Annotated in this window: 15 protein-coding genes; 8 read left to right on the forward strand and 7 right to left on the reverse strand. The window is 59.9% G+C overall.

Features of this window, described 5'->3' with window-relative positions:
* Positions 1-69: 69 nt before the first annotated feature.
* Positions 70-3,255, reverse strand: a complete 3,186-nt coding sequence (locus LAP85_07825; GenBank protein ID MBZ5496295.1) for a carboxypeptidase-like regulatory domain-containing protein — start codon at positions 3,253-3,255, stop codon at positions 70-72.
* Positions 3,256-3,734: 479 nt separating this feature from the next.
* Here LAP85_07825 and LAP85_07830 point away from each other — a divergent pair, with 479 nt between their 5' ends.
* The 3 genes from LAP85_07830 to LAP85_07840 all read left to right on the forward strand — a co-directional run bounded on the left by LAP85_07830 (position 3,735) and on the right by LAP85_07840 (position 8,342).
* On the forward strand, positions 3,735-3,959 hold the full coding sequence (locus LAP85_07830) for a hypothetical protein (GenBank protein MBZ5496296.1): 225 nt from the start codon (positions 3,735-3,737) through the stop codon (positions 3,957-3,959).
* A 158-nt stretch (positions 3,960-4,117) separates the two neighbouring features.
* A complete protein-coding gene (locus LAP85_07835; protein ID MBZ5496297.1) occupies positions 4,118-5,476 on the forward strand; it encodes a PQQ-binding-like beta-propeller repeat protein in 1,359 nt (452 codons plus the stop codon).
* 451 nt (positions 5,477-5,927) lie between these two features.
* The gene (locus LAP85_07840) at positions 5,928-8,342 is read left to right on the forward strand and encodes a prolyl oligopeptidase family serine peptidase (protein ID MBZ5496298.1); all 2,415 of its coding nucleotides are present in this window, start codon (positions 5,928-5,930) and stop codon (positions 8,340-8,342) included.
* A 120-nt stretch (positions 8,343-8,462) separates the two neighbouring features.
* Here the strand turns inward: LAP85_07840 and LAP85_07845 are convergent, their stop codons facing one another.
* The 6 genes from LAP85_07845 to LAP85_07870 form a co-directional block, all read right to left on the reverse strand.
* Positions 8,463-10,550, reverse strand: a complete 2,088-nt coding sequence (locus tag LAP85_07845) for an FAD-dependent oxidoreductase (protein ID MBZ5496299.1) — start codon at positions 10,548-10,550, stop codon at positions 8,463-8,465.
* The gene (locus LAP85_07850) at positions 10,547-13,468 is read right to left on the reverse strand and encodes an NAD(P)H-dependent oxidoreductase subunit E (GenBank protein MBZ5496300.1); all 2,922 of its coding nucleotides are present in this window, start codon (positions 13,466-13,468) and stop codon (positions 10,547-10,549) included. Before LAP85_07850 ends, LAP85_07845 begins: the two co-directional genes overlap by 4 nt.
* The gene (locus LAP85_07855; GenBank protein ID MBZ5496301.1) at positions 13,465-14,520 is read right to left on the reverse strand and encodes a 4Fe-4S binding protein; all 1,056 of its coding nucleotides are present in this window, start codon (positions 14,518-14,520) and stop codon (positions 13,465-13,467) included. Before LAP85_07855 ends, LAP85_07850 begins: the two co-directional genes overlap by 4 nt.
* The gene (locus LAP85_07860) at positions 14,513-15,106 is read right to left on the reverse strand and encodes a 4Fe-4S binding protein (GenBank protein MBZ5496302.1); all 594 of its coding nucleotides are present in this window, start codon (positions 15,104-15,106) and stop codon (positions 14,513-14,515) included. The genes LAP85_07855 and LAP85_07860 overlap by 8 nt, the downstream gene beginning before the upstream one ends.
* Entirely contained in the window at positions 15,099-16,193 is a 1,095-nt protein-coding gene (locus LAP85_07865) for an NHL repeat-containing protein (protein ID MBZ5496303.1), read from the reverse strand. Before LAP85_07865 ends, LAP85_07860 begins: the two co-directional genes overlap by 8 nt.
* A 131-nt stretch (positions 16,194-16,324) precedes the next feature.
* Positions 16,325-17,653, reverse strand: coding sequence for a PQQ-like beta-propeller repeat protein (locus LAP85_07870; GenBank protein MBZ5496304.1), 1,329 nt, complete (start codon positions 17,651-17,653; stop codon positions 16,325-16,327).
* A gap of 71 nt (positions 17,654-17,724) precedes the next feature.
* Here LAP85_07870 and LAP85_07875 point away from each other — a divergent pair, with 71 nt between their 5' ends.
* The 5 genes from LAP85_07875 (at position 17,725) to LAP85_07895 (ending at position 25,666) form a co-directional block, all read left to right on the forward strand.
* Complete coding sequence (locus LAP85_07875) at positions 17,725-17,871, forward strand: hypothetical protein (protein MBZ5496305.1); 147 nt, start codon at positions 17,725-17,727, stop codon at positions 17,869-17,871.
* A 51-nt stretch (positions 17,872-17,922) separates the two neighbouring features.
* On the forward strand, positions 17,923-18,252 hold the full coding sequence (locus LAP85_07880) for a hypothetical protein (GenBank protein MBZ5496306.1): 330 nt from the start codon (positions 17,923-17,925) through the stop codon (positions 18,250-18,252).
* A 434-nt stretch (positions 18,253-18,686) separates the two neighbouring features.
* Entirely contained in the window at positions 18,687-21,635 is a 2,949-nt protein-coding gene (locus tag LAP85_07885; GenBank protein ID MBZ5496307.1) for a prolyl oligopeptidase family serine peptidase, read from the forward strand.
* A 1,145-nt stretch (positions 21,636-22,780) separates the two neighbouring features.
* On the forward strand, positions 22,781-23,188 hold the full coding sequence (locus LAP85_07890) for a BlaI/MecI/CopY family transcriptional regulator (GenBank protein MBZ5496308.1): 408 nt from the start codon (positions 22,781-22,783) through the stop codon (positions 23,186-23,188).
* Complete coding sequence (locus tag LAP85_07895; GenBank protein MBZ5496309.1) at positions 23,189-25,666, forward strand: GWxTD domain-containing protein; 2,478 nt, start codon at positions 23,189-23,191, stop codon at positions 25,664-25,666. It abuts the gene before it with no gap.
* Positions 25,667-25,829 lie beyond the last annotated feature (163 nt).

Genomic DNA, 25,829 nt, shown 5'->3' on the forward strand with positions numbered 1-25,829 from the left:
CGGAAATCTGCCAATTCCGGGTTCAACCCCAAAAGGCTTATTCTCACGAAGACACGGGGTCCGGCGGTTTCAATAAATCAGTTTGAGGCCGAACTGAATGCGGCGTGGATTTTCCGCCGAAGAAATGCGGCCGAATGTCGGGGATCCGAGGAAGATGTCCGGTAAATCAAGGTTCGTATGGTTGAGTACGTTGAAGAACTCGGCCCGGAACTGAAGGGTGAGCCCTTCACGGATCCGCGAATCTTTGATCAGGGACAGGCTCACATCCTGATAGCCTGGACCGTTCAGAATGTTCCGGCCTGAATTGCCGAAGCTTCCGTATGCGGCCAACGCGAAGGCGCTGGTGTCGAACCACGCTGCGGGCCCCGGGTTCGAAAGCTCGCCGGAAGCGATGCGATTGGGACGATTGTTGGCGCCGAATCCCAGGCTCGCGATGCCGGTGTTGCTGTTGTCGATCTCGGGGAGCAGGGCGACCGTAAACGGCCTTCCGCTTTGCAGGGTCACGATGCCGTGGGTGGACCATCCGGCGAGCAATGCGGAAGTAAAAGCACGGTCCGACAGGAAACGCCCGCCTCGGCCTACCGGAAGATCATAGGAGTAGCCAAGGGAAAGCCGGTGCCGCATGTCAAAGTTCGACCTGGCCTTCTCCGCCCCCGGATTGGCACTGTTTTGCGGGAAATTCGCATCGCCGGAGCTTGAGAAGAAGGTCGAAGTTTCATCCAGAGACTTTCCGAAAGTATAGGAAACGAGCGTGCCGAATCCCGCGTGAATACGATGCTGGAAGCGGGCTTGAAAACTGTTGTAGGAGGAATTGCCGCGGGATTCCAGGAAGGTGATGTCGGCAAACTGCAGTACGGGCCTCGGATTGGGCTGAAGCGGGCTGGCATGGGCCTGATTGATGTCACGTGCGGACAGGATCCTGGTCCCCTTCGAACCTACATAAGCAAGCTCCACCAGGCTATTAGTGCCGAACTGATGCTCGAAGGTCAGGTTCCATTGTTGTATATAGGGCGTGCGCAGATGGCGGTCGAACCCGAGCGCAGACGCCGGAATGGCGAGCGGATAGGAGGACGGGAAAGGGTCGTTCACCGTGAGCGGCAGTCCCGGGAGGGGAAAATACAGTTTGAAGTCGTAGTAGGGCTTGTTGAAGTAAAGTCCCTCTCCCGGGGCCAGCGATGACTGATCATAGTAGATTCCGTAGCCGCCGCGCACCACGCTGCGATTGCCCGCACCCGGCGACCACGCCATGCCGACGCGTGGCGCCCAGTTGTTCCTGTCGGGCTCATACGCGCCACGGGGAATGCCGCCTTGTCCTACCGGGGCCAGCATTCCGGTGAGGGGATCATACGTGCTGGCTCTGTCGTAGCGGTCCACCGGCGGAGAGTTGTACTCGTATCGTGTTCCGATCAGGAGCGTGAGATCGCGACGCAGGCGGAAGCTGTCCTGCATGAATAAGTTCCAACTCCCGGTCCGCAGATACTGGGGATTGTCCAGATGCGCGCCTCCCGAGTAGGTTACGTAACCCAGCAGCAGGTCCGCGAGACCGTTGCCTGTGATCCGGGCGAAATCCGAAAAGGCAAGGAATCCGCGTGACTGAACATCCCTGAAAGCGTTCTGCTGCAGGACGCGGACATCGAGGCCGAACCTGACCAGGTGCCTTCCTCTCGAATACGTGGCGGTATCGGTGACCTGGAATACGTTGGTTACGCTGTGCTGGGGATTGTTGTACTCATCCCCGATAGGTGAGTATCCGGAAATCGTAATGAAGCTCAATCCGAAATCGCGCGGGTGGGAGGAAAGCTCGGGAAGGCCAACGGCGCGGTTCAGGCTGCCTCCTCTGGTTTCCGTGCCGGCTCCGGCGGCGACCCGGTTGAAGGCGAAGCGCACCTGATTGATGAATCTTGATGAGGATGCCTGATCCTCGCCGATCATGAAGTTTTGCGCCCGCCTGGGAATGTTGGCGCCAAACCCGGGAACGCGCGCAAAACTGGGCCCGGAGAAGGGTTCGTAGAGATTGCGGTCGGAAAAGCTATAGCGGCCGACCAGGCTGGATTTGCGCGCGATGGCATGATCGAAGCGGACATCGAAGCGGTCGTCCCGGTCGCGCAGGATCGGGGAGGAGACGTAGTTCTGGCCGGGCACTGCCCGGTTGGGTATCAGGTATAGGTCCGCGATGGCTCTTCCGATCGCACTGATCCTTTCGGAAGGAATCCGGCCGTTGTCAAATGGGAGCCGGGTGAATGGATCCAATGGAGGCACGAATATGCTCTGCGAGAAGTCGCCGCTTCTCTCGAGTCGCGTGGGAACGTTTGTGGTTTGCGTGATTCCTTCATTCACCCTTCGCCCCTCGTAGTCGGCGAAGAAGAATGTGCGGTTTTTGCGCACCGGCCCGCCGAGAGAAAAACCGAATTGATTCCGCTGATACCGGGGCGCATCGCTTTCAGCCAGAGCAAAGAAGTTGCGCGCGTCCAGTGCAGCGTTGCGGAAGAATTCGTAGGCCGTGCCGTGAAATTCATTGGTGCCCGACTTCAGGGCCACGTTGACCTGAGCGCCGCCGCTGCGTCCAAAAGTGGCGTCGTAGGTGCTGGAGAGGATTTCGAACTCGCGAATGGCATCCGCCGGCGGGTTGATGGCGACTGTGTTGAGCTTGGGATCGTTGTTGAAGACTCCGTCCAGGATGAAGTTGTTGGAATCCTCGCGGGCTCCGTTTGCGTTTACGGCAAATTCCCCGCGCACCGAGCCCGGCGATCCCTGGGCGGCCGGTGCCGTTCCCGGCAGCAGCAGACTCAGTTGGAGAAAATTCCGCCCATCCAGCGGCAGGTTCACAATCTGACGGTTAGCTATTACGACTCCCACATCCATCGCGTCCGTCTTGACCAGGTCTTGCCTGACGGTGACAATGATCTCCTCCGCAGGCCCACCCGGCTCGAGCAGGACATTCACGCGCAGATCCTGTCCGACCTGCAGGCGGATTCCCCTTCCCACGTACTTGCGAAAACCGGCCATTTGGGCCTCAAGACGATAGGATCCGGGCGTGAGCACCGCAAATGTAAACTCCCCATCGGGACCGCTGACCGTCTGGCGGGTCTCGCCGGTTTCTTCGTTGATCGCCGTTATTTGAACCTTCGGACACGAGGAGCCGGACGTGTCGGCGACTTGACCGCGAATTGTGGCGTGGAGGGTTTGCGAGTATCCGACTGCAGGCTGCAGGTGGATCAACAGCATCAGGGGGAAAAGAAATCCGGTGGTCTTCATAGCTCGATAAGAGTCCAACAGTTGGGATGTCACGACGGGCTGAAGAAAACAATTCCACATGCCTTGCCGGACCCCAAAGTATGCCACATGGGGGACCGGAGATGAACGTGGATAAGCGCAGATTCTTAACTGCGGTAATCTGCGTGCATCCGCGCTCTCTGCAATCTCGGCGAGCTCTGCGTTGAAATTCTCTGGATGCGGCTATGCCGCGCCGTGTCCTTCGTGGCTGCTTTTTGCACTCGGTCTCTGAACTGCAGTGCTCCTCAAATGCTGGTTTGGTCAAGGGCCCACCTTATTGTATAGTATCCGCTTTTATGCGCCTTCCCTCGGCAAATCACCGCCATCACCGGCCGGCGCCCGTTCACGGGCAATTGGAGGAAGCTTTCAATTGCGCATGAAGATGGGATTTGGCGAGGGCATGGCGCCGGTGCTGTCCGGCGACCGCCTCATCCTGGTCTTCGACCACGAAGGGGATTCTTTTGCCTAAAACTTACAGTTTCAAGGCGTCGCCCGTTGCGGCGAACGGCAAGCTCTACCTCGCGAGTGAGAACGAGGACGTTATCGTGGTGCGGATGGGCGAAAAGTTCGAAGTCCTGGCGACCAATACCATGCCGGACCAGATGTTCATCGCCACACCGGCCATTACCGGAGGGGAGATTTTTCTCCGAAGCCAGCGACATCTCTACTGCATTCGCGAAAACTGAATCATGAAGTTTTGCTGTGTTTAGTAATGGGCCCGGCGATCGGGTCATCATAAAATCACATGACATGATCGCGCGGGCCGATCTCGAATGCCGCGGGATTCAACAGCGGTGTCATGCCACCGCACTCCAAAGCGCCTTCGGCGCAGGAAAGAACTCATATGAGGCATTCCCATTTCTGCAGGGTGCGCGGATTGCTGATGCTGTTGCTGGCCGCATTCTTCGCCAGTGCCGCTGCACCAAACGGCGACTGGCCGTCTTTTCGCGGCCCGCAGGCCAGTGGCGTGGCCGATGGCCAGAACCTGCCCGAACGCTGGGACGGCGTGCGCGGAGAGAACATCAAGTGGAAGGTGCGCATCCCGGGACTCGCTCACTCGAGTCCTATCGTTTGGGGAGAGCGGCTGTATGTCACCACCGCAATCAGCAGCCAGGCGGACGCTACCTTCAAACACGGTCTTTTTGGCGAAGGCGACGCATCGACCGATCGCTCCGTTCAGCAGTGGAAAGTTTACTGCCTGGACAAACGCAGCGGAAAGATCGAGTGGGGAAGCACGGCGTACGAAGGTGTGCCCAAGGAAAAGCGGCACGTCAAGAACACGTACGCCAGCTCGACGCCGGCCACGGACGGCCGGCATGTCGTTGCATTTTTCGGTTCCCAGGGGCTGTACTGTCTTGACACCCAGGGAAAGCTGGTCTGGAAGAAAGATCTCGGAGTTCTCGACCTGGGCGCCTACGACGCGCCTGAATACGAATGGGGGACTGCAAGTTCCCCCATCATCTACAAGAACAAGGTCATCGTCCAGTGCGACACCCAGAAACAGGACTTTCTCCTCGCAGTCGACATCGAAACCGGAGCCACCGTGTGGAAAGCCGATCGCGACGAACTCCCGTCATGGGGCACTCCGACCATTTATCCGGGCTCCAAACGGGTAGAGTTGATCACCAACGCGTCCAACTTTATCCGCGGCTACGATCCTGATACGGGGAAAGAATTATGGCGCCTTGGCGGGAGTTCCCAGATCACGGCCCCCACGCCGGTTTTTTCGGAAGATCTGATCGTGGTCGCCAGCGGGCGCAGGCCGGTGGCACCAATCTTTGTGATTCGCGCCGGCGCTTCTGGAGATATCACTCTTGGCGAGGGTCTCTCGTCCAGTGAGCAAGTTGTCTGGAGCAGGCAGCAGCGGGGGCCCTATATGCCGACTCCGCTCATTTATGGCGGATATCTGTACGTGCTTGCGAACCAGGGCGTCTTCGATTGCTATGAGCTCCGCACCGGGAAAGAGATCTACCGCCAGCGCATCCCGCATCAGGGTGGCGGCTTCAGCGCTTCGCCCGTGGCAGCCGACGGTCGGATCTATTTGTCCAGTGAAGACGGCGACATATTCGTGGTCAGAGCGGGAAAGGGTTTCGAGCTGCTCGCGACCAATCCGATGGGCGAGCGCCTGATGGCCACCCCCGCGCTATCGGACGGGAGGATTCTCGTCCGTGGCGAGCACAACCTCTTCGCTATCAGCCGCTAAAAACACACACCCTATGGACATGCGATCCAATCCCGAAGCACTCAAAGGAAGAGAGGAGATACTGCCGGTCTGTCGGTCAAGGAGAGAGACCCGCTCCTTCTACGACAGGATCAGCGCAGTCTAGGATCTCTTGGCCCAAAGAAGAGAGTGGCTCGAAGCTGGTACACGCGTTCGAGTGGACATACCGGCATTTCCCGAACTTCCTCGATTGCCGTCCTATCTTTGTGCGCAGGGCTCTCGATGACGCAGGATTCCGCATCGTGAGTGGCACGATTCACAAGATGTGGGTTCCTGTCGAAATCGTTCTTGCAACCGTCAAGTGAATTACTCAAGAATGGAACGGCGGATGAACGCGGATGCGAGCAGACGATGGCTTGTATTGATCCGCATGGCTCCCTGGTTTCAACGCTCTCGGCGAGTTTGGTGACTGTCTTTTTTATGGAGGTCTCAAATGCGCAGGTATCTGCTGACTTTGATCTTAGGGCTTATCCTGGTTTTCGGTTTGAGCGTCGCGCCGTCGGCACAAACGCCTGCGCCCGCAGGTTACCTGACGCCGCCGAAGATCATCACCGACATTATGGACGCGGAACCGCTTCCGGGTGTGGCGCTGTCGCCGGATCGCAACACGATGGTGCTCTCGCATCGGCGCAGCATGCCGACAATCGCGGAAGTTTCGGCCCCCTTCTATCGGCTGGCCGGCTCGCGCATCAACCCGCGCACGAACGGCCCGCGGATCCTGAACGGGCCGACGCGGCTCACGCTCAAGGACGTGGCGACGGGTACCGAACGGAATCTCGCCCTGCCGCCGGGTGGGACGTATGGCGCCAATTTCTCGCCCGACGGGAAGAAGATCGCCATCACGGTTACAACGTCCAACAGCATTCAGCTCTTCCTTGCCGACGTTGCCACGGCGCAAGTCAGTCCGATTCTCAATGGGGGCATCAACGGCCTGGGAGGTGGCTGCAGCTGGCTGTACGACTCGTCCGGTTTCCTTTGCCGGATGATTCCCGAAGGTCGCGGCCCCGAACCCAAAGCACCGGCGGTGCCGGCAGGCCCGGCGATTCAGGAAAACGCCGGCCGTGCCGCTCCGTCTGCGACGTACGAAGATCTGCTCAAGAATCCTTATGATGAGTCACTCTACGAGTATTACTACACGAGCCAGCTCGCCTGGGTAGACCTCACGGGCAAGAGGACGCCATTCGGAAAACCGGCCATCTACGCCGGCGCCGACCCGGCTATTGATGGCAACTGGCTGGTGGTCACGCGCATCAAGCGTCCCTTTTCGTACGTTGTGCCCTCCGGCCAGTTTCCGCGCGACATCGAGCTGTGGGACAAGACCGGCAGGCTCGTGAGGAAACTCGCCGATGTGCCCATGGCCGATACGTTCCCGCGCAATGGCGTTTTCCCCGGGCCACGCAGCTTCCGCTGGCACGTGCTCGAGCCTGCCACACTCCTCTACACCGAAGCGCTTGACAAGGGCGACCCGGCGAACAAGGTTGCGTTTCGCGATCGTTTTCTGGCGATCAAGGCGCCGTTCACCGGCCCGCCGGTTGAATTGCTGCAGACGCAGTGGCGCGCCGGCGGCACGATGTTTACGGAGAAGGGCGCGATCCTCGTGAGCGAGAGCGATCGCGACACGCGCATGCGCCGTACCTGGCTCCTTGCCGGAGGATTTGGTTCCACGCCGACGAGGATTTGGGAACTGCGCCAGCAGGATCGATATGGCGATCCGGGCGCGCCGCTGATGCGGCCCTCGATCAACAAGGTCATTCAGGTCGGCGATACCATTTATTTGTCGGGTGGCGGCGCTTCCCCGAAGGGCGACCGGCCCTTCCTCGACCGCTTTAATCTGAAAACGCTCAAAGCCGAGCGGATCTGGCAGTGCGACGATATCAGCTACGAGTCCGTTGTCGGCCTCATCGACGACAACGCCGGCCGCATCGTCACGCGCCGGGAAACCAAGACGGAGCCGCCGAACTACTTCGTCCGCGACACGACGGCGAACACACTCAAGGCAGTCACTACCTTTAAGAACCCGCATCCGCAGATCTCGACCGTGTCCAGACAGTTTGTCACCTACCAGAGGAAGGATGGCGTTCAACTCAACGGCACCATCTATTTGCCGACCGACTACAAGGCCGGCACGCGTTACCCGATGTTTGTCTGGGCGTATCCGGCCGAGTTCACCAGCCCCTCGGATGCGAGCCAGGTGAGCGGCAACGAGAACCGGTTTACCTCTGTCGGCGGTGCTTCGCATCTGTTGCTGCTCACGCAGGGATACGCGATCTTCGACAATCCCACCATGCCGATCATCGGGCCGGGCGAAACCGCCAACGACACCTACGTCGAACAGCTCGTCGCGAGCGCCGAGGCGGCGATCAACAAGGCGGTAGAGATGGGCATTGCCGACCGCGACCGCGTCGGAGTCGGCGGTCACAGCTACGGGGCATTCATGACGGCGAATCTGCTGGCGCACACCCGGCTGTTCCGGGCCGGAATCGCGCGCAGCGGCGCGTACAACCGCACGCTGACGCCGTTCGGCTTTCAGAATGAAACCCGCAATTTCTGGGAGGTCCCGGATCTCTACGCCAGGATGTCCCCCTTCTGGTACGCGAACAAAGTAAAGGATCCGATCCTGCTCATCCACGGCGAGATGGACGACAACTCCGGCACCTTCCCGATCCAGTCGGAGCGCTTCTACATGGCCCTCAAGGGCTTCGGGGCAACAGTGCGCTACGTGACGCTCCCGTACGAAGCCCACGGCTATTCAGCCGCCGAGTCGAACAAGCACGTCATCAGCGAGATGTTGAACTGGCTGGACAAGTACGTGAAGAACGCGGGCCCGAAGCCGGCCGTGGAGCGGTGACCTGCGGATGTTTGCTCAACCACGAAACACTCGAACCACACGAAATCAATTTCCTGTGTTTTGCGCATTTCGTGGTTCCTTGGTTTGCGGCCGGGGGACTGCGCTGCGTGCATCTGCAGTTTAAAGCTTTTGATTGCAGCTACAGCCGTCGTTGCTGGAGTCTTTCAGAGCAAACGCGCCGGTGGGGCAGACTTCGGCGGCTCGTCTGGCGGCGGTGGGCAGGGCTTCGATCATGGTTCCCTTGAGCGGGACCGCAACGGTCGCTTCGAAGCCTCGTCCTACAATCGCGAGCCCCAGTCCATTCCCGGCTTCGGCCGCAGCTTTCACGCATGCGCCGCACAGGATGCACTTGCCGGGCTCGTAGATGATCTCCGGGTGCGACAGGTCGCGGTGGAATTTCCTGCGTGCACCCGCGAAGCGCAGCGGATCCGCACCGTACTCGGTGGCGTACTGGCGGAGCCGGCATGTGGTCGCCTTCCAGCACGCGCAGCTCATGCAGCGGCCGGCTTCCCGCATGGCGGTTTCGGCTGAGAATCCTAATTCCACTTCCTCGAAGTTTGCTACGCGTTTTTCCGCCGGAAGCTCGGGCATGGCCGCACGCGGCGTCTCCTCGATTTCGCGAAAGAACTCAGCCAGCTCCTCTTCATCCAGCTTGCCCATCAGCATGCTGACCATCTCAGGGTCGCCCTTGACGGGCCTGCCGCCCAGGTATTGATCGATGGAAACGGCAGCGAGTTTCCCGGCAGCGACGGCGCGAACGGCAAGGTCCGCTCCCGTGACGGCATCTCCGCCCGCGAATACGCCATCAAGGTTTGTGCCGAGTGTCGCGGGATTGATGGCGATCCCACGCCACCGCGAGAGACGAAGTCCGTTCGCGCCCAAAGAACCGGCCTCGACGGTCTGTCCGACAGCGGCTATCACGCAAGTGCCCTCAACGACAAACTCCGACCCCGGAATCGGTACCGGACGCGCCCTGCCGCTGTCATCCGGCGCTCCCAGCTCCATGCGTATGCAGGTAAGCTGGAGCTCTGCATGGCCTTTGCTTTCGAGGCGAATCGGAGCCACCAGTGTCTCGAGCCTGACGCCTTCGGCTTCGGCCGCCTCTACTTCGGCCATAAGGCAGGGCATCTCACGCCGCGTGCGGCGATAAAAAACCGTCACTACCTCTGCACCGAGCCGGACCGCCGTTCGGGAAGCGTCCATGGCGGTGTTGCCGCCGCCCAGGATCAGGACGTTGCCGCCGATTGAAGGGGGATGACCCTCCTCCACCTTTGCCAGGAAATCGATCGCCGGCTGCGCCATTTCCTCACCGGGGCAATCCAGGCCGCGCGAACGTTGGGCTCCGATGGCCAGGAAGACGGCGTCAAAATCACGGCGCAGGTCCTCGAGGGTAAGATCCGAGCCGAGACGCTGCTGCATCCGGAATTCACCACCGAGAATTCGAATGATCTCGATCTCCTGGTCCAGCACGCGACGCGGGAGACGGAAAGCGGGAATGCCATAGCGCAGCATGCCCCCCGGCGCAGGGTGAGCGTCGAAAAGGATCGCGGCGTGACCACGCCGCAGCAGGTGATACGCTGCGGTGAGCCCCGCAGGCCCGGCGCCGACAATGGCCACTCTCTTGCCGCTGGGCTTATCCTTGCGCGGAATATAGCGTGCTTGGGAGACCAGGTCGCGATCCGCCGCATAGCGGTGAAGACTGCCGACTGACAGGGATTCCCCCCTTTCACAGCGGTGACAGTGCTGCTCGCATAGACGCGGACAGATGCGTCCCAACGCGGCCGGCAGCGTCAGGAAATCGGAGGCAATCTCCGCTGACCGCCGGATAGCGCCGGTGGATACCTCGGCGAGGAAACCCGGAATGTCGAACCGCGCCGGGCAGCCCGTCCTGCAAGGCCCGATGCAGTCCCCCACATGATCCGAAAGGAGGAGCTCCAGCGCCATCTTCCGTGAAGCGCGGACTTCGTCCGAATCGGTGTAGACCACCATGCCGTCGGCGACCGGCATGGCGCAAGAGGGGGAGAGGCTCTCTCGCCCTTCGACTTGCACTGCACAGAGGAAGCAGGACGCGGCCGGCGGGAAGTTTTCGACGTGGCACAAGGTGGGAATCCGGATCCCGAGCCGGCTCGCGGCGTCAAGGATCGTCGATCCCTCCTCGACCGAGATTTCCCTTCCGTCAATCGTCAAATCCACCATCTGCTTCTTCATGCGACCTCAATGGCGTTTTCGGGGCAAGCGGTCACGCACATGCCGCAGCGGGTGCAGACGTCGTCAGCAACCTTGTGCTGCTCATACGGCTGGGCCTGAATCGCTCCCGCGGGACAAGCTTGGGCACACAGCGTGCAGCCTGTGCAGGAGTCGAGAACACGGTAATGAATCAGAGCCTTGCAGGCCGCTGCCGGGCAGCGCCGCTCGCGGACATGCGCTTCGTACTCATCGCGGAAGTAACGGAGCGTAGTTACCACGGGATTCGGCGCCGTTTGGCCCAGCCCGCACAAACTTCCCTTCTTGATGCGGATACTGAGATCATCGAGAGTCTGCAGGTCTCCTTCCTTCCCCTTTCCCCCGCAGATGCGCTCCAGGATTTCCAGCATACGTTTGGTGCCGACGCGACAGAACGTGCACTTCCCGCAGGACTCATTCTGCGTGAAGTGCAGGAAATAGCGCGCGATGTCGACCGCGCAGTCGCGGTCATCCAGCACGACCAGCCCTCCTGAACCCATGATGGCGCCCGTGGATGCCAGTTCCTCGTAATCGATACGGGTGTCGGCCAGGCGGGCAGGAATGCACCCTCCCGAGGGGCCGCCGGCCAGGACCGCCTTGAATTGTCTGCCGCCCTTGATGCCTCCGCCGATGTCCTCGACGATCTCGCGGATCGTGATTCCCATGGGAACTTCGATAAGGCCGCCCCGCTTGACCTTCCCGACGAGTGAGAATACTTTGGTGCCTTTTGATTTTTCCGTTCCCAAAGCGGCAAAGGCTTTGGGACCTCTGCGGATGATCCAGGGCAGGCATGCCAGTGTCTCGACATTGTTGATGAGCGTCGGTTTCCCCCAGAGTCCCGACTGCGCCGGATAGGGAGGCCGCGGGCGCGGCATTCCGCGCTCCCCCTCGATCGACTGAATGAGCGCTGTTTCCTCTCCGCAAACGAAGGCTCCGGCACCCTCGCGCACCTGCAGTTTGAAGTCGAACGCGCTGCCGATAATGCGCTCACCCAGGAATCCCTGTTGCTCCGCCTGCGCGATCGCGGCGCGGACATGACGCACGGCGATAGGGTATTCGCGACGGACATAGAGAAAGCCCTCGCCGGCCCCGATGGCGTAGGCGGCGATGACCATCCCCTCGATCACCCGGAAAGGATCGGCCTCCAGGACGGCCCGGTCCATGAACGCACCCGGATCTCCTTCATCGCCGTTGCAGATGACGTACTTTATGGGACCCGGGGCACACCGGGCTATGTCCCATTTGGCGGCCGTGGGGAATCCCGCCCCTCCGCGACCCCTCAGGCCGGCGGCGCGCACGCTCTCGATTACCCCCTCCGGCGTGAGGTTTTTCAGGCATTCCTGGAGCGCGCGCATGCCTTCCCGCTTGCGATACTCATCCAGGGACAGAGGATCAATCTGGCCGCAATTCTCGAGAACAATGCGCACCTGTTTCCCGACGTAAGGCTTCGCGTCGATTTCATGCTCTTCAATGGGAGCCCAGGCAACATCGTCGAAGAGTCGCGCGCGCACGTCCTGGATCTCCTCGCGGACTCTGCGGACCAGACCGCGCGGTTTGATGTGCTTTCGAACAATCTTGCGCACGTCCCCGGGACTGACGTTCCCGTAAAGCGCGCGGCGGCCGTTTTCGATCACTTCTATCAGCGGCTCGTGATGGCAGAGACCGCTGCAGCCGACCCGCTTGACCGCTCCACCGCCGCCGAATGACGCGACCACGCCTTCGATTGCCGCCCGCACTTTCTCTGCGCCGCTGGCAATGCCGCAGGAACCGAGGCCGATCCGGATCTCGACGGGATCATCTGCATTGCCTTGCGGCCTCGCGCCGGGACGAGACTCCGGCGGCCTCCGCTCTCCATTGCCGTTTTTCTTTGCCCCCCTCTCCGACTCGATAAAATCCCGGAGCAACTTGTTCGCGGAGAGGGCACTCAACTGTCCGTAGATTTTTTCATCGATCGTAATTATCGGCGCGAGGCTGCAGGATCCAATGCACACGACACGCTCGATCGTGAAACGCCTGGAGGGATCGGTATCGGAATCGGGGGACATTCCCAGACAGCGCCGGAGCTCGTTACGCACCTCGACCGCGCCCGACACGTGACAAGCCGTGCCTTCGCAAATCCGGATGACATGCTCTCCCACCGGACTCTGCCGGAACTGTCCGTAGAATGAGGCTACGCCCGCAATCAGAGCCGGTGTGATCTCGCTCGCCGCGCAGATCCTCTGCAGAGCGGCGTCGGGGAGGTACCGGTACCGAGTTTGGATGGCCTGGAGGATAGGAATGACGGCCTGGCGTCCTCGACCCTCAGTTCTGAGAATCTCCTCCACGGGACCCAGGTCGATGGCCGCGGCCTCTGCGCGCTCCACTGCGGGCACCACTGGCGGGACTATGGAGTCTGCTTCCCGTTTCTCGCCGGCATCTCGGGATCGCGTGAAGACGACGGCCTTTGCTAAACCATGGGAGCTTCCATCAAGATGTTTCAAGACTCCCGGGAGTGCTCCTGCGCGATCCTCGCGCCCGGGCCGGAACCACTTGAACCAGGCCAGAAAGATCCCCATGGATACGAGCAGGAGGATGCCTCCGCGATTGTAGGCGTCGCGCCTTCTGACCAGGGATTCATGCTGGCGGTCCAGCTCCGGTTGGAGGATCTTCTGAATCTCTGCATCGGTTCGGGCTTTCTCTTTCAGCGCATCCACCGTGGCCTTGTCGACAGGTGTAACCCGCCAGGCATGAACGTACACGGAGAGCAGCCAGACGGAGGCGAATAAGGCGATGGCTGCGGCAACAATCCCTATCCAGGAAGGCGCGATCGATTTCCAATAGGACGCGGAAAAACGCCGACCGGCGCCGGCCGCTGAATCAGGCCGGCGTTCATCGACATTTTCCGGCGCCCCTTTTTCTCTCATGGCATTTTCACCTGGACCAGCTCGTGCTCGCGTGGGCAGGATTCGTAGCAGCGCGCGCAAGCCAGACAAGAGGCCCGGTCGGCCCGGTTGTTGCGAATGGCACCGTAGGGGCAGGCCTCGGCGCACAAACCGCATTCCAGTTCCTTGTCGGGCGTGATGCGCACGTTCTTCCAAGAGACCCGGGAGAGGATTGAAAGCAGCCCTCCATACGGGCACAGCCAGCGGCAGTAGGGGCGCCCGAAAAACATCCCTGCCATGATGAAGCCGGCTCCGATGACCAGCATGTGAAATGCGCCGGAGATCCGGAAGATGCTGATGAACGGATCCCATTCGCAGATAAGGAAACGTCGTCCGACCTGGATCTGCCAGGCTCCAAGCTTGAGGTGCAAACCCCAGCCTGCAAACAGGACGGCCAGGCCGAGATAGACGTAAGGCAGCCAGCGCAAGGCCTTGTCGAGCTTTTCCGGCACCTTCAGCGGGCGCAAGAGGACAAGCTCCTGGACTGCCCCTAACGGACAAACACCGCCGCAGAAAACGCGTCCGAACAGGAGCGCCGCTGCCAGCGGCAGGAAGAAGAACGCGATCACCCCCAGGGAGATCATGTAGCGCGAGTCGACCAGCGACAGTGTGACGTTTTGAATGGCGCCGATCGGACAGATGCAACCTTTCCGATAGAAGCCGAAATAAGCCACGGCGACGATGCTGAGAATCAGCAGCCCGTTCCGGCTTCGGCGCTTTAAAACAAGCCATGCCGCGAGCCCCAGACCGATGACGAGCACTGCAATGTCGAGAACGCGAACCAGTTCCGAACGCGGCTCCGGATGCGTCGGTGTCGGGAAGCTGTAGGTGCCACCGAAATCGGGTGGCGCTTTCTGATACTGGGCGAAGAGCACACCTGAGGCCAGGACCGCGACCACAACCAGCAGCCAGATGCGCCCTGGAGTGCGGCGTCTTGCTGCCACTTTGCGGGACACCAGGCTTGCCAGGAGGAAGCGCGAGTCGGCCCGCGCATTCGAAAACGCCGGGATGGGGGGGAATCTCAACCTAGGCATGCTTCACTTTATCGGGGCTCACGGGCGGAGGCATGCCCGGCGTCGGCACCCGTGCAATCGCACGATCCGGGCAGGCGATCATTATGGCGCATTCATTGCATTCCACGCAGCGGGCGTAGCGGATTTCAAGGCGCAGCGAGCCGTTTCCCGCGGGCGGCTTGCAGGCCTTCACACACTTCCCGCAGCCGTCGCACCGGGTTTCATCGATCGTGTATTCGTAATAATTGTTGTTGGGATCGTCAGGATCAACCTTACCGACCACACGCCGCTTCAGGGCATCCTGAGGGCAGACCTTTCCTGCAGGGACACCTTTCTCATCAGGCCGGCTGGTCACATCGTAATAAGCGGGGCAGAGCATGCAGTAGCCGCACTTGTCGAAATCGTTCACCGCCTTAACCGCCGACAGGCTCAACACACAGGAGGTGCGGCACAAATCGCAGGCAGTGCACTTGGAAGGATCGACCTGGTACACGACATTACCCGTGGCCCTCCGTGTGAGCAAGCCGGCTGCGCCGCCGATGGCGGCAAAGCCGATGATGCGGCAGGAACGATCGATAAACTCGCGGCGTGTGCTTCTTTCACTCATGTGCGTTCAAGCTCCTCGGCTTGATTACTCCGGCCTTCGTTACTGGCGAGAAGATCTTTATCTCGCGGCGCACGGGATCGGCGGTCAGGATGCGTCCCCTCGAATCCACGGCCAAGTGAATATGGATGCAGTTGGGATCGAAGTGCTCAGGTCCGATGACTGCAAGAAGCTTCCCGTCGGGCGTGTACACCTTGACGCGAGCGACCATCTTCTCACCCGTGACGATTTTGCCGTCCGGTGTGAGGGCAAGATTCACAGGATTGCAGCATCCCACGAAGTCCTGCGGGTCGCTCATGCCGAACTTCCCAAACGAACCTAAGGGTGAGCCATCCAGGGCCCATGCGGTCACCTGATGCCGCCCCGTGTCGGTCGCGCGGACAACTCCCTTCGAGTCCACCGCGATATCCAGGCTCCGGTTCGGCAGCATGAATGATCCCGCCTTGCTTTTGGTGCCGATCACGCCGAGCTGCTTGCCGCTCAGGTCGTAACGACGGATGAATCGGGCTGCAGCATCCGCAACAAGGATTTCCTGGCGAAAGACCTTGATGGCGGTGACGGCGGCCGGCTGGTTCTTCTCGCCTGCCTCGAAGCCGCCCACCCGGCCCCCGCCGGCATCATAGATTTCGACGCGGCCGGCAGCACCGACATAGATACGCTCGTCGGGTCCTGCGGTGAGGCACTCGGCCTTCTCCACCACCTTCCAGTTCCGGACCAGATTTCCGTTCGGGTCGAAGATCCTTACCTCCTCATCGCCCAGGGCGCAAATCTTGTCTCCGGGGCCAACCGCAACTCCGGAAAGCGTGCGCCGAAACGGGTGCGCAGATGCGGCGGCGCCGAGGACTGCGGCCTGGGTGTATTCCAGACCGAATCGCGGTGCCGGCGGTACGGATTTGCCGATCTGAACCAAAGGTCCGGGCGCGGCAGCAGGTTTCGCTGCCTTCGGAGCCAGAGTCGGGTTCGGGCGGACGCGGAATGCGGCGGCAACGAAGGCGGCAAAGGCACCCACGACCGCAGTCGGAGGAAACCAGGATTTCCGAAAGCGGTCGAGCAAGCTTATTTGAGTCCTATCCTGTTCGTCTGGATTCATGAGCATCCCATCCTAGCCATCCCCGAGCACCGGTTCAACTGCCAACTTGCCAGGACTCCAAGACGCCGGGAAGGCCAGTTGTTTGTGCCTCTTGGAGTCCTGGCGTCTTAGCGTTTTGCCAAATACGAGTGCTACTTTCCCGGGGAGCCCACCTCGAGACAGACCATTTTGTTCATATCGCGGATCACCAGCTTTCCGTTGGAAAGAGCTATCGGGCCCCACACATCCTCTCCTTCCAGGATCTGGGCGCTGGCGAGTTCCTTATACTGCTTGGTGCTGGCCTCGATGAGACGGAGCATTCCCGTTTTTCCGTCGAGGATGAAGAACATTCCGTCAACGAGCATAAAAGCCCCGAGATCGAAGGTCCGGGTCGCCGCGGGATCGCCTGAAGAGACGGGGCTTTGCCAAATGATCTTGCCGTCGAGGCCGAGGCAGGTGAATCTCCCGCGCGTCTTGCTGCCCACCGCAAATAGGCAGTTCTGGTACAGGATGGGCGTGTGCACCTCGGAGTTGAATTGGGTACTGGTCAATTCATAGAGTTTCTGGACGGTAAAGCCCGAGGTCCCCTTCTGCACCTGGAGCATCATGCTGCCTGCCTCGTATCCGCTCGTGACGAAAACTCTCCCGTCGCCGATCGATACGGGAGACGGGCATGCGGCCATTTTTGCAGTGAATGGGGTGCTCCACAGGATCTGCCCATCCGCCGCGGCAATACCTACAACCTTGTTCATGGTCAGGTAGAGGTACTGTTTGACACCGCCAATGGTTGCCGGCATCAGGGAGGAGTGGGACATCAAGTCCTTTCCCGGGTTCGGCGACCGCCAGACTTCCTTGCCTGTTGCCTGGTCAAAGGCAACTACCAGGGCGTCGCCGCCGGTCGCCAGCAGAACTCTGTCCCCATCGAGGAGCGGATTCTGGCCGGCATACCATCCTGGGATGGTAGCTTTATATTCTTGGACCAGGTTCTTCTGCCAGACGAGCTTGCCGGTCTTAATGTCGAAGGCGTGAAAGCGGCACTTGGGATCCAGAGAAAAAACCAGTCTCTGGCCCACCGCCGGCACAGTCCGGGTAATCCCATGGCTGGGCCGGATTTCGACCGCGTAGCTCCACTGCCAGATGTCTTTCCCGTCGACGAGCGAAATACAACGGAACAGATGCTCTTTTTTTTCGGCATTGTAATCGTTCAGGTAGATCCTGCCGTCCTTGATGGCAGCGCCCGCGTAGCCTTCGCAGACGGGAATCTTCCAGAGGACCTTAGGGCCCTTGGCCGGCCAAGTCCGGTAGAGCCCGGTTTCTGTGGAGATATTGTCCCGGCCAGGACCACGGAACTGGGGCCAATCGCCGCTCGGAGCCGAGACCGCGGCCAGGATGATGAACGCAGAAATTCGGTAGAACATAAGGATGAGTTCCTCGAAGCAGTCCAGCGCCTGATCCCGGTTGCTCGCAGGTAATATTTTCATTTATGAAAACCATGTTCAAGTAGAAAGAACGCGCGAAAAGGAGACCGGCCTGCGGAGAACAGCCTGGCGCCATGAAACACCCGGAGGTTTTTTCGAGCATTTATGTGCTCAGCCCCTGCTGTCTCTCCCCCAATCTCGTGCCGGAAAGTCCGACGATGGCTCGCGCCGCAGCTGTCACCAGCCTGGCCGAGGTGGCCAAGGCGGATTTCGGGACCTAGGCGGCCCTTGCCTCCGCTGCCGCCTGGTCGCCGAATCCTAAGAAACCGCCTTTGTACATTGATCTTCCGGTGCTGGATGGCAAGCTGCAGCCGCTGGTCGCGGGGCGTTGGTGGGCCAACGCACCCCTGGCCATGGTGGATCAGTACGTTTCGAACCTCAGGAAACTGCATGCCATTGCGATGGATGTCGGAACACGTGACGAGCCGATTGCCTCCACAACCAAAGCTCTGGATCAGATCCTGATCCAATACGAGATCCGGCACACGTTCGAGACTTACGACGGCACTCACACGAGCGGAGTCGCCGAACGCATGGAAACCAAAGTGCTCCCTTTTTTCACGAACAATCTGGCTTTTGGCAAGAATGGGGCAAAGCGGTAAAGAAATCGCGCCGGCGGCCCGGATGAGTTTTGCCCAGCTTTGAATCCATAACGCCTGAGCTGGATTCGCACTCAAACAGGGGCCAGGAGGTTTCCATTATTATGTGGACATCCAGCGCTTTTTTGGGCATAGAGTCTTCGAGATTTAGAGGCAGGCGGTTTAACCTCTGACCCGGACTATTCATGAATGTGCGGCCACCATGCAGTTTTGGACGCGGAAAAACGCTGACCGGCGCCGACCGTTTGGTCTTGGTCGGCGTTCATCCGCGTCCAATTCTGTTGCTTTTCACGGGCGTGCGGTTCTGCTTCATGAATAATTCAGGTTAAGGCTCGAAGAATCTCTAAATACAGTGAACTGATTAGAAACAGCGTGGCCTGTTTCCAGAGATTTCCCAGGAGAATATTATGGCGGCCCCTCATGTCTGGAGATTTCCAATGCGCACGTCTCGCGTCCTGCTTGTATGCCTGTTCGCCGCGGCGCTCCTCGTCTCATCCTTCCGCGGTCTCGGCGCGCAAGGACGGGCCGGCGCTTCGGCCGGCACCCAGCAGGCGGCGCCTGCGGCTGGAGCCGCTGACGGAAGCAAAGTGCTCAACCTTGATGATTACGGGCGTTGGAATCGCATCACTTCGACCGCAATCACGAATGACGGCCGATGGATGTCGTACACGCTTACGCCGAATGAAGGCGACCCGACGCTGTACGTGAAGGCGCTCGACGGCGACAAGACGTACACGGTCCCGCTCGGCGCGGCGCCTGGGGGCGCCGGGCGTGGCGGTGGCGGCGGTCGCGGCGGCGCCGGTGGCGGCAACGTGCCGCAGTTCTCTGACGACTCACGCTGGGCCACGCATTTTGTGAATCCCGCCGGCGGTCGTGGCGGTGGTCGCAGCGGCCGCGGCGGCCCCGCCCCCACTCCGGGCGGCCGCGGTGCCGCGCCAGCCGCGCAGGCCCCATCCACACCCGGACATCTCGAACTGCTCAACCTCGCGACCGGTGAAAAGATCTCAATTGCGAACGCGGCATCGTGGAAATTCTCCGCGGGCTCAAAATGGCTCGCCGTGCGCCTCAACAAGGCGCAGGCGGACGCGAAGTTTAACGGCGCCGATCTCATTTTGCACGAGCTGTCATCAGGGCTCGACCGCAACATCGGCAACGTCAACCAGTACGACTTCGACCACGCAGGCAAGTTGTTCGCCTACACCGTCGACGCCGCTGACCGGCTCGGCAACGGCATCTACCTCCTCGACCCTGAGACCGGTGAGACGCGCGCGCTGAACACCGGCGCCGCGGACTACGCGCAGCTCGCCTGGAGCGGCGAAGGCACGAATCTCGCCGTCCTGCGCGGCGACAAGGTGAAGGACATGAAACAGAAGGAGAACGTGCTCCTCGCCTGGAGCGCGCTCGGCACGGCCAACGCCAAGCCGCTCGTCTTCGATCCGTCGAAGGATGCGTCCTTCCCCAAAACGATGGTCCTCAGCGAATACACGGCACCGCGCTGGAGCAAGGATGGCACCCGCATATTCATCGGGATCAAGGACCAGGAGCCGGAAATTCCCGAGGCGGATGCCATTAAGGCAAACGTAGACATTTGGCACTGGAAGGATCAAACGCCGCAGTCGGTGCAGATCGTACAGATCCAGCAGTTGCGCCAGGCGACGCTGCCGGCGGTCGTGTTCGTGAGCACAGGCAAGTTCGTCAAGCTCGGCGACGACGACATGAGCTCCATCACGATGGCCGCCAACTCGAACGTCGGCGTCGGCCGCAACGATGCGGCGTATCGTGGCGAAGTCGCGTGGGGCGGAAGCCGCGCCGACCTCTACAAGGTCGACATCAACACCGGCGCGCGCACGCTGATCGAGAAGGCGCTCTCGCGCACATACGGGACGTCACCCGACTCGAAATGGTTTCTGTATCTCAAAAGCAGGCAGGTGCGCGCGTTCAACCTCGAAACCGGCAACTCCGTGCTGATGGACGCGGCGGCGGTTCCCGGCAAGAGTTATGTGAACGAGGACGACGACCACGCCTACGAGAAGCCCATCTGGGGCCTCGGCGGCTGGTCGAAAGACGGAAAGTCCGTGCTGCTCTATGACAAGTTCGATGTGTGGCAGGCGCCGCTCGACGGTGGAAAAGCCGTGAACCTGACGAACGGCGTCGGCAGTGCCCAGCAGATCCAGTTCCGCGTTGTGCGCTTCACACCCGGTGGTGGTGGACGCGGTGGGCGCGGTGGCGGTGCCGGCGCGGCCGCCGACGAAGATAGCGGTATCGACCTCTCAAAGCCTGTCACGCTCTCCGCGTACGGCGATCGCACCAAGAAGTCCGGGTACTGGCAAGTGACGGCCGGCCAGCCGCCGCAGCCTCTCATCTGGGCCGACAAGAACATCGGCGGCGTCGTGAAGGCAAGGGACGCCGATCGCATCCTTTTCACAGAGCAAGACTACAACGAATACCCCGATTACCGGGTGAGCACCGTGTCGTTCACATCGCCAAAGAAAGTGACTGACGCGAATCCGTTCCTCAAGGAATACGCATGGTCGGCCGGGAAAGTCCTGATCGACTACACGACATCGAAGGGACACAAACTCCAGGGGACTCTGATGCTCCCCGCAGGCTACGAGCCCGGAAAGAAGTACCCGATGCTCGTCGAGTTCTACGAGATCATGTCGAACACGCATCACAACTTTTCGGCCCCGGGATACAGCAACAGCCCGCAACTCTCGACGTACGCGAGCAACGGTTATCTCGTGTTCCAGCCCGACATGGTGTACGAGATCGGCAAACCCGGCACGTCGGCCGTGGACTGCATGACGAGCGCGGTGAAGAAGGTGATCGAGCTTGGCTACGCCGACCCCAAGCACATCGGGCTGCACGGCCATAGCTGGAGCGGATACCAGTCGTCGTACATCGTCACGCAGACCGACATGTTCGCCGCCGTCGTCACCGGCGCGCCGCCCACCAATCTTCTCAGCTTCTACGACGAACTGTACAAAAGCTCCGGCACGGTGCAGCAAGGCATCACGGAAATCGGGCAGGTGCGCATGGGCGCCGACATCACGCCGTGGAACTCGACCAAGCTCTACGAGGAGCAGTCGCCGATCTTCAACGTAACGAAGATCAAAACGCCGTTCATGATCCTCCAGGGAACGGATGACGGCGCCGTGGACTACGTCGAAGGACTCCAGTTTTTCAACGCCGCCCGGCGCAACGGGAAGCATGTGATCCTTCTTTCCTATCCCGGCGAAGCGCACAACCTCACAAACCGCGACAACCAGAAGGACTTTACAATTAGAATGAAGCAGTTCTTTGACCATTACCTGATGGACAAGCCGGCGCCGCAGTGGATGACCGACGGCCTGCCACAGGTCAAGAAGGGCGGACCGATCAAATAGGGATACGCGGGATGTGGGGTCGGATCAAGCCAATTGACTCACTTCAAGAGGGATTGAGCTCAGTGAGTCCCCCCAAACTGGCCTCAGCGCCATTTTTGTTCATAGTTTTTTTCTAAGGAAATGAGCGAAGTAAAGCCTCGCAGGAAGAACGCAACCGCAAACAGCAGCGCCCGGCTATTGCTCAGATCAAAATTCCGGGCATGTTTTTTCAGCTAAGCACGTTCCTGATGTGCCAAAATGGCGCATTTTTTGTGTTCACGCATGCATCAATCGTGGTCCGACCCGAATGGCGCTTAAATAAGGGTGATTGGAATCGTCTTGAGCGTACCAGGAGCAAGGGCTTAAGCCCCGAAAGGGGCGTCCGCAGCCGCAGCCCAGGGCGTGAGCCCTGGGAATGGGGTGCCGTTAACAAAGAGAGCCCTGTAAGGGCGATGCAAGGTCCTTGTAATCGGGGCATTGCAGGAGTTTCTGCATCGCCCTTACAGGGCTCATCCATCATTTGCGTCTTATCCCAGGGCTTGCGCCCTGGGCTGAAAACTACGGCCGCCCTTCCAGGGCTTGCGGCCACCAACGGCTTCGGGGCTTGTGGCAACCAACGGCTTCGGGGCTTGTGGCAACCAACGGCTTCGGAGCTTGCGGCCACCAACGGCTTCGGAGCTTGCGGCCACCAACGGCTTCGGAGCTTGCGGCCACCAACGGCTTCGGAGCTTGCGGCCACCAACGGCTTCGGAGCTTGCGGCCACCAACGGCTTCGGAACTTGTGGCAACCAACGGCTTCGGAACTTGTGGCAACCAACGGCTTCGGAACTTGTGGCAACCAACGGCTTCGGAACTTGTGGCGACCAATAGTTCTCCGGAATGGCTGAGCCCGCCAGGGTCGCACCCTATTTCCTTAATTAAGCGCCATTCTGGTCCAACCCCGATTCGGGTTTTCGTGATATCCCGATTCGGCCAAGGTTGCTTCTCTTCACTCTTTTTTCGCCGATTTGCTCTCCGCGGGTTGGTGAAGATCCCCTACCTCACCTTTCCCGTGGAATGATCCCGGGTGATTGCCACCCCCAGTCATGCCATCCTCCTCCTCTCTGGAAAAAACGCATTACTATTTTTTCTTGCTTGAACCCGGATCTTCAGGTACATTATGTACCATGACAACACGTAGCGAAAATGTACCAAAAGTTCGCCCTCCCCTGACAGATCTTGAAAACCAAATCATGCATGTAATTTGGAGCCGCGGGCCATCCTCGGTCGAGGCCGTTTACCAGGCTCTCTCTCCGCCGCGTAAGCTTAAGGAATCGAGCGTCCGCACCATGCTCCGCAGGCTGGAAAAAAAGGGATACCTGTCGCATGAATCCGATGGACGCGCGTATATCTACAATGCTGCGGAACTGCCACGCCGCCTGGCCGCGCGGGCAGTGCGACAGATTATCGATCGATTTTGCCAGGGCTCCGTCGAAGAACTCGTCACGGGCATGGTCGACGCGCAAGTGCTGACCAATGAAGAACTGGATCGGCTGGCGCATCTCGCCCGAAAGCGCCGGAAAGGAGACCAGTAAATGGACGCCATCCTTGGGATTCTCGGCGAGAGTTCGGTCAGGGCAACGATTATCTCGCTTGCGGTCATGGCTGTTCTCCGGTCGTTGCGGGTGAAGTCCCCGAGGGTCCTACACCGCGCCTGGACCTGCGTGCTTATGGCAATGCTGCTTCTTCCGGCGCTCTCTTTATGGACACCTGGAATTGCAGTGCGGATTCTCCCGCCGGCACCAGCGGTGCAGGGAGTCTCAGACCTCCGAGCAGCATCGAAGGCTATTCCAAACCCGGTCGAGTTTGTGGCGGCTGAGTCCGCTAAACTCATTGCACCCAGTCAACCGCTGGTCCGCGGCTATTTCTCTCGATTGGATCTATATCGAAGTGCAATTTTACTGTACCTGGCGGGCCTTGGTGTCCTGCTGGCCAGGCTTCTCGTGGGTATGGCGCTGGCCGTACGGATTGCTCGCGAAGCCTCCATGGACGGCAAGCTGTTTCACAGCGCTCGATGCAGAGCTCCTCTCAGCGTGGGCCTGTTTCGTCCCCGGATTCTCCTGCCTGATCAATCAAAGCATTGGGATACGGCGAAGCTCGACGCCGTTCTTGCCCATGAGCAGGCGCATGTACACCGGCTCGATCCATTGGTCGAATGGCTGGCCATGCTGAATCGGTGTATCTACTGGTTTCATCCACTGGCATGGTGGCTGCGTCGCAAGCTCGCGGTGCTGGCAGAACAGGCTTGCGACGAGGCCGTGCTCGCGCAGGGTCATGACGCGGCCCGATATGCCGAGCTTCTCGTGGAATTGGCCCGCTCGGTAAAGCGTGGCGGCAAATTGGTAGCTGTCTGGGGCTCTTCCATCGACGGCAGCACGCTCGCGGTGCGCATCCGGCGGATCCTGGCCACCGGCCGAAGTCCGGCACTCTCCGGAACCCGAATCGCCATTCTTGCGGTGCTCTGTGCCGGCGCGATCGTCGTCCCGGCTCTAGTCACGCCGGCGCGGACGCAGGCAGCGTTGGCCCTCCAGCCGGCGACAAGTGAGTTCCCACCTCTTACGGCCGGCGAATATACCAGCCGGACGAATCAATCAAAAATGCAAACGGAGGCGGGAGAAGCAGCAAGGGATTTATTGGCCGCTGCCGGCCAGGAGGCAGCGCCAAGGAAAGGTGCACTTCCTGCTGACAGCACGCTAATCCAGACTGGAAAGGATATGTTGAAACGAAACCAGTTCAAGGAAGCGCGTGCGGCTTTCGAACTGCTGGTCCGAAATTATCCGGGCAGCGCCTTTGAGCCAGAGGCCTATTTCGCAATGGGTAATTCGTTCCGCAATGAGGGCGGAAAAGAGAATCTGTTTAGGGCGGAGGACTATTATAGGAATTTCATCATTTTCTTCCCGACAAATCCAAAGGTTGCCGACGCTCAGATGGAAATAGTCAGGATTTTAATGAACCAGGTTCAGACGTCTGATCGCAATCGGAGGGAATTGGATCGGGCCTTGGCCGAGATCAACAAGTTTCTTGCGTTGTTCCCAAACAGCGAATATGTCCCTATCGTTCAGCAGTATAAAGAGGAAATAAACAGGAAGCTGTCGGAGAGTGATTTGCGTCCAACCGATGCGGTTCAGGAGAAATCACCCTCGACACAGGAGAACAGGATCGCCGACTCCTACAGAAAGTGGTTGCAGGAAGAGGTGGTTTACATCATTTCAAAAGAGGAACAGAGCGCATTCCTGGCGCTCACTACCAACGAGGAGCGCGAGCAGTTTATCGCCCAGTTCTGGGCTCGCCGCAACCCGGATCCGCGTGCAACAAACAACCCGGCAAAACTGGAACATTATCGCCGCCTTGCCTATGCCAACGAGCATTTCGCCTGCGGGATCCCCGGGTGGAAAACCGATCGGGGGCGCATATACATCTTGTATGGCGAACCTGACGGCAAAGAGGCGCATCCTTCGGGCGGCACTTCTCAGCGCGAGTTTTGGGAAGGCGGCGGCCAGACCAGGGTATATCCTTTCGAGCGCTGGCGCTATGATCACCTTGCCGGCGGCATCGGGCCTGCCGAATTTGAATTTGTAGACCGGAGCCTGGACGGCTGTTTTCCACTCTTGCGTGAGGCTCGATACTTTGGAGTCGCGCACATGAACCAGAATGACAGCACTAAGCCGCCGGCCGCGGACGCGGAAGCAATTATCGGGAAATGGTATCTGGTGGAGTTCGCTGCCGATGAAACCGCCATACCTGAGCACCGCGTGGACTTTGTCTTTTATGCCGAAGGCGCGGGGTATCGGGGGGCAGTCCTATTGCGTACCGGCGTGGAGAAGCCGCTGAAATCCGTCCAGTTCGATGGGAAGATATTGCGGCTTCAAATGATGGCTCCGGACGGCCAATCTCAAGCCGAGATGCCGTGGTTAGTGGTGACGCTTATGAACGGCAGATTCGAAGGATATTACCAGAACTCGGCAGGAGCACCCATTGGGCCAAAGCTGAAACTGGTGCGCTTCCCAAAATGAGCTTGCACGCATAACGCCTCGGAGTGTAGCTCCGGCGCCACCCTTTTTTATCTCCAGCCTATCATAGATCGTCGGGCGCAGCAGCGGGTCGACTCATCTGTTTTTTGGCTTCACAGACTGACTGAGGATCGTTCCATCGGCGGAAAGCAAAACCTTCAGGATT

The sequence above is a fragment of the Terriglobia bacterium genome, from assembly GCA_020072565.1.
Classification (GTDB): Bacteria; Acidobacteriota; UBA6911; order UBA6911; family UBA6911; genus JAFNAG01.

Bases quoted from the DNA above. Each gene is read 5' to 3' on its own strand.
- LAP85_07895 (MBZ5496309.1), top strand. From the start codon at position 23,189: ATGGACGCCATCCTTGGGATTCTCGGCGAGAGTTCGGTCAGGGCAACG.
- LAP85_07890 (MBZ5496308.1), top strand. From the start codon at position 22,781: ATGACAACACGTAGCGAAAATGTACCAAAAGTTCGCCCTCCCCTGACA.
- LAP85_07825 (MBZ5496295.1), bottom strand. From the start codon at position 3,255: ATGAAGACCACCGGATTTCTTTTCCCCCTGATGCTGTTGATCCACCTG.
- LAP85_07835 (MBZ5496297.1), top strand. From the start codon at position 4,118: ATGAGGCATTCCCATTTCTGCAGGGTGCGCGGATTGCTGATGCTGTTG.
- LAP85_07885 (MBZ5496307.1), top strand. From the start codon at position 18,687: ATGCGCACGTCTCGCGTCCTGCTTGTATGCCTGTTCGCCGCGGCGCTC.
- LAP85_07850 (MBZ5496300.1), bottom strand. From the start codon at position 13,468: ATGAGAGAAAAAGGGGCGCCGGAAAATGTCGATGAACGCCGGCCTGAT.
- LAP85_07840 (MBZ5496298.1), top strand. From the start codon at position 5,928: ATGCGCAGGTATCTGCTGACTTTGATCTTAGGGCTTATCCTGGTTTTC.
- LAP85_07845 (MBZ5496299.1), bottom strand. From the start codon at position 10,550: ATGAAGAAGCAGATGGTGGATTTGACGATTGACGGAAGGGAAATCTCG.
- LAP85_07870 (MBZ5496304.1), bottom strand. From the start codon at position 17,653: ATGAAAATATTACCTGCGAGCAACCGGGATCAGGCGCTGGACTGCTTC.
- LAP85_07855 (MBZ5496301.1), bottom strand. From the start codon at position 14,520: ATGCCTAGGTTGAGATTCCCCCCCATCCCGGCGTTTTCGAATGCGCGG.
- LAP85_07860 (MBZ5496302.1), bottom strand. From the start codon at position 15,106: ATGAGTGAAAGAAGCACACGCCGCGAGTTTATCGATCGTTCCTGCCGC.
- LAP85_07865 (MBZ5496303.1), bottom strand. From the start codon at position 16,193: ATGAATCCAGACGAACAGGATAGGACTCAAATAAGCTTGCTCGACCGC.
- LAP85_07875 (MBZ5496305.1), top strand. From the start codon at position 17,725: ATGAAACACCCGGAGGTTTTTTCGAGCATTTATGTGCTCAGCCCCTGC.